A 9,250-nucleotide genomic window follows, 5' to 3' on the forward strand; every position below is an offset into this window, starting at 1 on the left:
ATTACCCCCAAATTTAAAAACCAATAACAACTTGGAGGAGGCGATAAAAGACGCAATCGGCCCGGTTTTTTACCTTTTCCCCCGCCCCTAAAATTATCAGCGGCCGGGATGCCCGCAAAGTGCTGGGACATGAATTTAAAAAGATGGGCTGCCGCGTTGTACTGGTATGCACGGAAAAGTGTATCCTGAACAACGGACTTTTACTGGATATTCTGGATGCCCTGAGCCGTGAAAACATGGCTTTTGATGTGTTTGAGGATATTGGTCCTGAGCCCGATATCCGGCTGGTGGAGGAAGGATTAAAGGTATTTCGCAACGACCAGTGCGATGCCCTGCTGGCCGTAGGCAGCAGCAATGTACTAAGCACGGCCAGAGCTATCAGTGCCATGCATGCCCGTTCTTTATTATTGGAATCCCTGCCAGAATGGAAAAAAAGCTATCACCAACCACCGGTGGTAGCGGTACCCACATACGCCGGTACCGGACTGGAACAAACCTTACCGGATCTTCTGGGCACTACTCCCCAGGAGCAAGCACCTTTAACGTCATCCCCATCCATTACCGTGCTGGATCCTGTAATGCTCCAAAATTTACCACAGGAGAGAGCGGCCTGGGGTGGACTGATAACTTTAACCCACGCCATCGAAGGTTACCTGTCCACCAACAGTTTTGAACTAAGCGATCTCTTTAATCTCGAGGCAATCCGCCAGATAGCCCGTTATCTGCGCCGCTTTGTGGCCAGCAGACAAAACCTGGCTGCTGCTGAAGCTATCCTGAATGCTTCACTCTATACTACTCTGGGTTCAACCAACTCCGGGCTGGGCGCTATCAGTGCCCTGGCCTGTACCCTGGCCACAGAACCAGGAATTAACTATGAACAGGCATGTCTGACACTGCTGCTACCTGTGCTGGAATTCAATGCAACGGCCTGTCCGGAAAAAATGGTGCATATTGCCAGCTGCTTCGGTCAGCCGGTGCACAAACTGCCCGAACACCGGGCAGCCCGTCTGGCCATCCTGGCCATTCGGGAGTTGATTAGAGATCTGCCACTGAACAGGCCTATATGTATCAGTCAGAGCTTTACCCGGGATGCCATCAGAAAGCTGGCTACTACCGCTATACAACACCGTAATATGCTCACCAACCCCCGGGAAGTTACCCTGGCCGATGCTATTAAACTTTACAATCAAGCATTAACCATCTAAAGGGGTGCTGTAATGAAAGTAATTGATTTCCGTTTCCGGCCCCACACCCCGGATGTCCTGGCCATTGCTCAGAGCAAAATGTTCAAAGCCCTGTGTGAATCCATCAATTTTTCCACAGAAACCCAGGATCTGGATGAAATTGTGGCTGATTTGGACAAGCACGGCGTAGAGAAAGCGGTCATTCTGGGCCGTGATGCTGAAACCACCTATCAGTGGAAGGGCAGCAACGATGGTGTGGCCAACTTTGTAAGGGCATATCCAGAAAAATTTATCGGTTTTGCCGGTCTTGACCCTCATAAAGGCATGGCCGCAGTGGAAGAGCTGAAAAGATCTTATTACGACCTAGGTCTTAAGGGGGCCTCCATCGACCCTTATCTGGCCCAGATTTATGTGCACGATGCCAAATACTACCCCATCTATGCCAAATGCTGTGAATTAAATATTCCCATTGTTATTACTACCGGGCCGGCTTCTTTTGTACCCAGTGCGGTGATCGACCATGTGGCCCCACGCTACATTGACTATGTAGCCCGGGATTTCCCCGAGCTAACCATTGTGGTCAGTCATGGTTGTTATCCCTGGGTTAATGAAATGATCATGGTGGCGCAACGCAACCCCAACGTTTACTTTGACATTTCTGAATACGAGTTTTTCCCTCAGTCCGAGGCCTATGTGCAAGCTGCCAATACCATTATCAGCGACAAACTCCTGTACGCCAGTGCCCACCCCTTTGTTAATTTCAAACAGGCACTGCAGAATTACGCCAAATTACCTTTTACCGACGAGGTGCGGCAAAAGGTGATGTACCAGAATGCCGCCCGCATCCTTAAACTGGACACGGAACAAAGCCCGGTCCGGACCAGCATAACCACTATCACCGAAACTGGAAACAACCTTTCCTCCCGGCAGAAGCAAAAAAGGCAACAAGAACAGGAGCAACAGCACCTGCGCCACATCCTGGCTTCTTTCTTGAGCAGCTAACAGGCTCCTTTAACGGTGCCTGAATAAATTATCAATCATTAAATCAGGAGGTAAGCAAAATGAGTATTTCCAACGCCCTGGGCATGATCGAAACCAAAGGTCTGGTAGCCGCCATTGAAGCAGCCGATGCCATGGTAAAAGCAGCCAATGTTACTCTAATTGGTAAAGAATACGCCGGCGGCGGTCTGGTGACCGTAATGGTGCGCGGCGACGTGGGCGCGGTCAAGGCGGCCACCGATGCCGGCGCGGCAGCGGCGCAGCGCATTGGCGATCTGGTTTCGGTACATGTCATTCCCCGGCCCCATGCTGATGTAGAAAACATCTTGCCCAAAATGGAAAAATAGCCCGGTGGACGAACCATGCTGCTGGGACGCGTAGTGGACAGCGTGTGGAGCACACGCAAAGACGAAACCCTGACGGGCATGAAATTTATGATTGTGCGGCTGATCGAGGACGCAGAAGAAAGCGGGGGCCGGCTGCTGGTGGCGGCCGACCCCATTGGAGCCGGCATAGGCGAGAAAGTGCTGGTGGTGCAGGGCAGCGCCGCCCGCCTATTGCCCGACCTGGTGAACAAGCCAGTGGATGCCGCCATAGCCGGAATAATCGACGAAGGAGAAAACCAATAGAGCCGGGAAGCCAGATAAAAGTAGGTGAAGAGATGGGCGAAGAACTAACCGGGGCCATCGCGCGGGCCGGCGTAGTGGGGGCCGGGGGAGCCGGCTTTCCCACCCACATCAAAATGGCCGCCCGGGCGGAAACAGTAATAGTCAACGGTGCCGAGTGCGAACCGCTCCTGCGCGTGGACCAGCAGATCATGAGCCAGCGCGCCCCGGACCTGTGGCGCACCTTAAAGACGCTGGTCAAAGCCACCGGTGCCGCCCGGGGCGTCATAGCCCTGAAAGCCAAATACACCAGTGCCGTAAATGAACTGCAAAAAGCCCTGGAAAGACAAAACAGGCAAAAAAACCTGGAACTGTTCATCCTGGAGGACTTTTATCCGGCCGGCGATGAGCATGTGCTGGTAAACTGTGTCACCGGTCGGGTCGTACCCGAAGCCGGTATCCCCATAAGCGTAGGCTGCATCGTCACCAACGTAGAAACCCTGCTCAACATTGCAGATGCGCTCAAAGGCCAGGCGGTAGTAGATACCTTTCTTACCATCACCGGCGCAGTAAAAAAACCACTCACCTGCCGGGTGCCTATCGGCACAGCCGTTCAGGACGTGCTGGCCCTGGCCGGCTGCCGGGACCTAGGCGGCAAAGCGGTCATTGAAGGCGGCCCCATGATGGGGCGGCTGTTGGGCAGCCTGCAGCAGCCGGTGACCAAGACCACCAAAGGACTGATCGTGCTGCCGGCCGATCACCCGCTGGTTGTACGCAAAACCCGCAGCATTGAAAAAGAAATTAAGCTGTCCCGGGTAGCCTGTGTGCAGTGCCAGCGCTGCAGCGATGTCTGCCCGCGGCGTCTTTTGGGCCACCGCTTAGAACCGCACAAGGTCATGCGTTCCCTGGCCTACCTTTTAAGCGATGCTGCGGCCGTCAAATCCAGTTTGCTCTGCTCTGAATGCGGTGCCTGCGAATATGCCTGTCCCATGGGCCTTTCGCCCCGGCGGGTGAACAGCCTGTTCAAACAGCAGCTTTTCGCCCAGGGCATCCGCTACAGCGGGGCGCTGCCGGAAAGCAAACCTATGCCCGAACAAGCCTACCGGCGCATACCGGTCAAAAGGCTGATCAGCTTTCTGGGACTGGAGCGGTATAACCTCGCCGCTCCCCTGGAGGAAGTGGAAATAAACCCCGCCCGGGTGGTCATACCGCTCAAACAGCACGCGGGAGTGCCCTGCCAGCCCCTGGTCAGTGCCGGCCAGGAAGTAAAGCGGGGACAGGCCATCGGCCAGGTGCCGGAAGGTGCCCTGGGAGCGGCTGTACATGCCAGCATCAGCGGGCGGGTAACCGAAATAACTGCCGCCCACATCACCATAGAAGCCTGGCCCGGGGGTGAAAACTAGTGAACGCCATCGGACTGGTAGAGTTTAACAGCATTGCCCGCGGCATTGCTGCGGCCGACATCATGGTCAAAACCGCGGCGGTAGAGCTCCTGGCCGCCAACCCCATCTGTCCGGGCAAATATATGGCCCTGGTAGGTGGTGATGTGGCCGCCGTCAGTGCCGCCGTAAAAGCCGGCGTGGCAGCGGGCGGTCAAGCCGTTGTAGACGATTTCGTCCTGCCCAATGTGCACCCGGCCGTTTTTCCGGCCATTACCGCCAGCAGCACTGTAGAGCAGCTGCAGGCGCTGGGGATCATCGAAACCTTTACTGTGGCCTCGCTGATCGTGGCCGCCGACCAGGCGGCCAAGGCCGCCGAAGTGGAGCTGATCGAGATCCGGCTGGCGGCGGGGCTGGGTGGCAAGTCCTACGTCACCCTGACCGGAGATGTAGCCGCCGTCAAAGCGGCCGTAGAAGCCGGCGCGGCCAAAGCTGCCGACCAGGGCCTCTTGATTGACCAGGTGGTCATTCCCTCGCCGGCCGGTATGCTCAAGAAAGCTGTCCTGTAGAGGATGTGTTGTCAATGAAAAAGCTGATCACCGCCGGCGATGTCCAGAAAGCGGCCGCCGCCGGGAAGAAAGAACTGGTCGTGGATAAAGACACCATCGTCACCCCGGCCGCCCGGGACAGCGCCCGGGAACTGGGCGTTGGCTTTGTAGAAAACCTCTCCGCCGCCTCCGGTGCTCCGCCGATGGCGCCATCTCCTGCACCGCCAGCTCCTGCCGCGGCTCTGCCGGCAGCCGGTGGGGCAGTGGCACTCGTGCCGGCTGCTGCTGCCGTTACTACTGCTGCAGGACAACCAGGCGGAGTGATTGAGCAGGTCTGCCGGCAGCTGGGGGGTGGCCTGGATGCCGCCCTGGTGGCCCGGGTGGTCCAGGAAGTGCTGGTGCAGCTGGGCCTGGGCGGAGCCAATAGCGGACCGCGCATTGAGCGCGACCCTTCCGGCATCCGGCTGGTGCACGGCCAGACTGTAGCGCTGGCCCCCTTTGACACCGGCAGGCCCGGGGACAAAGTGGCCCTGGCCGATTTGCTGCCAGTAAAAGAAAGTCCGCGCCTGGCCGCCGGATTCATGACCATGGAGAACACGGCCTTTGACTGGGAACTGAACTACGACGAGTACGACTACATCATTGAAGGTACCCTGCAAATCACCATCAACGGCCGGATCTACACCGGCCAGGCCGGCGACGTGTTCTACATCCCCCGTGGCAGTAAAATCACCTTTGGCTGCCCCGACCGGGTCAAATTCTTCTACGTCACCTACCCGGCCAACTGGCAGGAAATTTCTAGCTAGAAAACAGGAGGGCTGGGAATGCTGTTAGATTACGATCTTAGTTCCATCCAGGAAGCGCGGGACCTGGCCCGCAAAGCCCGGCAGGCCCAGAAAGCCTTTGCCGAATACAGCCAGGAAGAAGTGGATCGCATTGTCCAGGCCATGTCGGAAGCCGCGGTGCAAAACGCCGAGTGGCTGGCCCGCATGGCGGTGGATGAAACCAAATTCGGTGTCTTTGAAGACAAGGTTACCAAGAACCTTTTCGCCGCCCAGGGTGTGTATGAATACATCAAGGACATGAAAACCGCCGGGATCATCCGGGAGGACCGGGCCAGTAAAGTTGTAGAAATTGCCGCTCCGGTAGGCGTGATCATGGGCATAGTGCCCTCCACCAACCCCACCTCCACAGTGATCTACAAAAGCCTGATCAGCTTAAAAAGCCGCAATGCCATCGTTTTCTCCCCTCACCCCTCGGCGGCCCGCTGCACCTTTGCCGCCGCCCAGGTGCTGCATGAAGCAGCGGTAAAAGCCGGGGCGCCGGAAGGCATCATTGGTTGCCTGAGCAAGGTGACCATGCAAGCCACCAATGAATTGATGAAGAGCAATGACATCGACCTGATCCTGGCCACGGGCGGCTCGGCCATGGTCAAAGCGGCCTACAGCTCGGGCAAGCCGGCCTACGGTGTGGGGCCGGGCAACGTGCCCGCCTTTATTGAGGCCTCGGCCGACATTGCCTACGCGGTCAGCTGCATTATCGCCAGCAAGACCTTTGACAACGGTACCATCTGCGCCAGCGAGCAGGCCATAGTGGTAGAAGAAAGCATTAAAGAGCAAGTGGTCGCTGAATTTAAGCGTCAGGGCGGCTATTTTATGAATGCCGAAGAAACCGCCAGAGTATGCCGTATTCTCTTTACCCCCCGGGGCATGAATCCGGCCGTGGTGGGCAAAAGTGCCCGGGTGGTAGCCCAGATGGCCGGCATCACCATTCCCGAGGGCACCAAAGTGCTGATCGGCGAACAGGCCGGGGTGGGCAAAGAGTACCCCCTTTCGCATGAAAAGTTGACTTGTGTGCTGGGCTTTTATGTGGAAAAGGACTGGCACGCCGCCTGTGAGCGCTGCCTGGCCCTTTTGGAAGAAGAAGGCATCGGTCACACTCTGGTGATCCACTCCCGCAATGAAGCAGTGATCAGCGAATTCGCCCTGAAAAAGCCGGTTTTCCGCATCCTGGTCAACACCCCTTCCGCACTGGGCGGTGTGGGCTATACCACCGGTTTGGCCCCTTCCTTTACCCTGGGCTGCGGGACCTGGGGTGGCAGCAGCACCTCGGATAACGTTACGCCTTTGCACCTGCTCAACATCAAGCGCCTGGCCTACGGGATCAAGGAATATACCCCGTCCTGGAGCAAGGGCGGGCCAGCTGCCGCCTGCGCTACTGCCGCCCCGGCCCCGGCCCCGGCTCCGCAGGCCGGACAGGCCGCCCAGACCGCCGGGCCCACCATTGCTGTTACCGAGATTGAAAAGATAGTCCGCCAGGTGATGGCCAACCTGCAGATCAAGTAGGGCGGGAGTGGACTGGTTATGCTGCAAACAACAACTTGCACTCGGAAAACCTTTTCCATGAACGACCTGCCCCGGGATAAACAGACCGAACTGGTGGGGCTGATCACCCGCCTGGTGGTGCAGGAGCTGGTAAGCCGGGGGCAGCAGTTTGCCCCCGCCCCGGCTTCCGCTCTCCCGGCCACCTGCGCGGACGCGGTCGCCAGCACTGGCCACCGGGACAGCCACCCGGCGGAAGGAGGACAGGCCGTACTGGCCGTACCGGCTGCCGAACAGGACGCCTGGCTCATTCCCCTGGCCGTGTCCAACCGGCATGTGCACCTGGCGGAAGAGGAGCTCAGCGCCCTCTTCGGGCCGGGCTACCAGCTGCATAAAGAGCGTGACCTGTCTCAGCCCGGGCAGTACGCCTGCAAAGAAACCGTCACCCTGGTGGGGCCCAAAGGGGTGCTGGAAAAGGTGCGGGTACTGGGCCCGCTGCGCTCCCGCACCCAGGTGGAGATCTCTATCAGCGACTGCTTTAAGCTGGGTGTGCGGGCTCCCCTGCGCGACTCGGGGGATCTGGCCGGTTCGGCTCCCATTACCCTGGTGGGGCCGGCCGGAGCGGTGACCATTCCCGAAGGCTGCATCATTGCCGCCCGGCACATCCACATGTCGCCGGCCGATGCCCGCCGCTTCGGCGTCCAGGACAAAGATAAGGTCTATGTGCGGGCCCAAGGGCCCCGGGCGGTGACCTTCGCCGAGGTGCTGGTAAGGGTGCACGATTCTTTCCGGCTGGAAATGCATGTGGATATGGACGAGGCCAATGCAGTAGGTTTGCAAAACGGCGACCGGGTGGAAATTGTTCCACCACACCGTCTGGGGGAGAAAAAGGCTGTTGCCGGCTGTTAGCAAGTTTGCCGGTGCTTTCAGAACAATGCTAAAAAGGGGAGTTCGGCTCCCTTTTTTAGTTACCCGGAGAAAATGCCCCTGGAATATTCGGTCCGCCTGTATCAGGACAGAGTGAAAATTTATGGCAGCAGGAGAGATAAGCGTGCTCATTCTGGTTTTAAACTGTGGTAGTTCTTCGGTCAAGTACAAGCTATACAACATGGAAAATGAGTCGGTTCTTTTGAGCGGGCTGGCCGAACGGATTGGCCTTTCCGGCTCGCGCCTGGCGCAAAAGGTAGCCGGCCAGGAAAAGATCACCTGGGAAATGCGCCTTCCGGAGCACCGCACGGCTGTGGAGGCCATCTTAAGCCGCATGGGTGATGCCGGCCTGGGCATCAGTCCGGCAGATATTGGGGCGGTTGGTCACCGGGTGGTGCACGGCGGGGAGACCTTCTCCTCCTCCACTGTGGTGGATGACCATGTGCTGCAGAAACTGGAAGAGCTGAGCAGCCTGGCCCCGCTGCACAATCCCCCCAATGTGACCGGGATTAAAATCTGCCGCCAGCTTTTGCCCCGCGCCCGGCAGGTAGCGGTTTTTGATACGGCTTTTCACCAGACCATGCCCGAAAAAGCCTATATGTATGCTTTGCCCTATGAGTATTACCAAAAATATGCCCTGCGCAAGTATGGCTTTCACGGTACTTCCCACCGCTATGTGGCCGGACGGGCGGCAGAGATGCTGGGCCGGCCCCTGCAGGAGCTAAGGCTGATCACCTGTCACCTGGGCAACGGCTCCAGCCTGTGTGCGGTGCAGGGAGGCTGTTCGGTGGATACCACCATGGGCTTTACGCCGCTCTCCGGTTTGGTCATGGGCACGCGCTGCGGCGACATTGACCCGGCGGTGGTGGCGCTGCTGATGGAAAGAGAAGGCCTGACCGCCGCACAGGTCAGTGAGCTGATGAACAAGCGCAGCGGTGTGCTGGGCGTTTCCGGTCTGTCCAGCGATTTTCGGGATCTGGAGCAGGCAGCGGCCGCCGGCCATCAAAGGGCCCGGCTGGCCCTGGACATGTTTGTCTACAGTGTGCAGAAGTGGATTGGCGCTTTTGCTGTGGCCATGGGCGGGGTGGATGCTGTTGTGTTTACTGCCGGGATTGGGGAAAATTCGCCTTATATTCGCCGGCAGGTTCTGGCGGGGCTGGCCTGGCTGGGCCTGGAGCTGGACGAGCAGGCGGCCAGTGCCCGCGGCCGGGAGGCCTGTTTGACCACGCCAGCTTCCCGCGTGCAGGCGCTGGTAATCCCTACCGATGAGGAGCTGGTGATTGCCCG

The 9,250-nt window shown here is 58.2% G+C and carries 10 protein-coding genes; all 10 read left to right on the forward strand.

Annotation, left to right across the window (positions count from 1 at the left end; translation table 11 throughout):
* Window positions 1-95 precede the first annotated feature (95 nt).
* Window positions 96-1,205: an iron-containing alcohol dehydrogenase gene (locus tag ACUVTU_RS05380; protein WP_445888941.1), complete on the forward strand. Its 1,110-nt coding sequence runs from the start codon at window positions 96-98 to the stop codon at window positions 1,203-1,205.
* A gap of 12 nt (window positions 1,206-1,217) precedes the next feature.
* Window positions 1,218-2,186: an amidohydrolase family protein gene (locus tag ACUVTU_RS05385; protein WP_445888931.1), complete on the forward strand. Its 969-nt coding sequence runs from the start codon at window positions 1,218-1,220 to the stop codon at window positions 2,184-2,186.
* A 59-nt stretch (window positions 2,187-2,245) separates the two neighbouring features.
* Window positions 2,246-2,530, forward strand: a complete 285-nt coding sequence (gene eutM / locus ACUVTU_RS05390) for an ethanolamine utilization microcompartment protein EutM (RefSeq protein ID WP_445888932.1) — start codon at window positions 2,246-2,248, stop codon at window positions 2,528-2,530.
* Between the two features lie 15 nt (window positions 2,531-2,545).
* Window positions 2,546-2,812, forward strand: coding sequence for a EutN/CcmL family microcompartment protein (locus tag ACUVTU_RS05395; RefSeq protein ID WP_445888933.1), 267 nt, complete (start codon window positions 2,546-2,548; stop codon window positions 2,810-2,812).
* A 32-nt stretch (window positions 2,813-2,844) separates the two neighbouring features.
* A complete protein-coding gene (locus tag ACUVTU_RS05400; RefSeq protein WP_445888934.1) occupies window positions 2,845-4,191 on the forward strand; it encodes a 4Fe-4S dicluster domain-containing protein in 1,347 nt (448 codons plus the stop codon).
* The gene (locus ACUVTU_RS05405; protein WP_445888935.1) at window positions 4,191-4,736 is read left to right on the forward strand and encodes a BMC domain-containing protein; all 546 of its coding nucleotides are present in this window, start codon (window positions 4,191-4,193) and stop codon (window positions 4,734-4,736) included. The genes ACUVTU_RS05400 and ACUVTU_RS05405 overlap by 1 nt, the downstream gene beginning before the upstream one ends.
* A 14-nt stretch (window positions 4,737-4,750) precedes the next feature.
* A complete protein-coding gene (locus ACUVTU_RS05410) occupies window positions 4,751-5,521 on the forward strand; it encodes a cupin domain-containing protein (protein WP_445888936.1) in 771 nt (256 codons plus the stop codon).
* An 18-nt stretch (window positions 5,522-5,539) separates the two neighbouring features.
* Window positions 5,540-7,060, forward strand: a complete 1,521-nt coding sequence (locus ACUVTU_RS05415) for an acetaldehyde dehydrogenase (acetylating) (RefSeq protein ID WP_445888937.1) — start codon at window positions 5,540-5,542, stop codon at window positions 7,058-7,060.
* Window positions 7,061-7,309: 249 nt separating this feature from the next.
* Window positions 7,310-7,945: a phosphate propanoyltransferase gene (locus ACUVTU_RS05420; protein WP_445888942.1), complete on the forward strand. Its 636-nt coding sequence runs from the start codon at window positions 7,310-7,312 to the stop codon at window positions 7,943-7,945.
* Between the two features lie 142 nt (window positions 7,946-8,087).
* Window positions 8,088-9,250, forward strand: a 1,163-nt coding sequence (locus ACUVTU_RS05425; RefSeq protein WP_445888938.1) for an acetate/propionate family kinase, incomplete at its 3' end; no start/stop codon positions are given.

Source organism: Desulfurispora sp. (genome assembly GCF_052744395.1).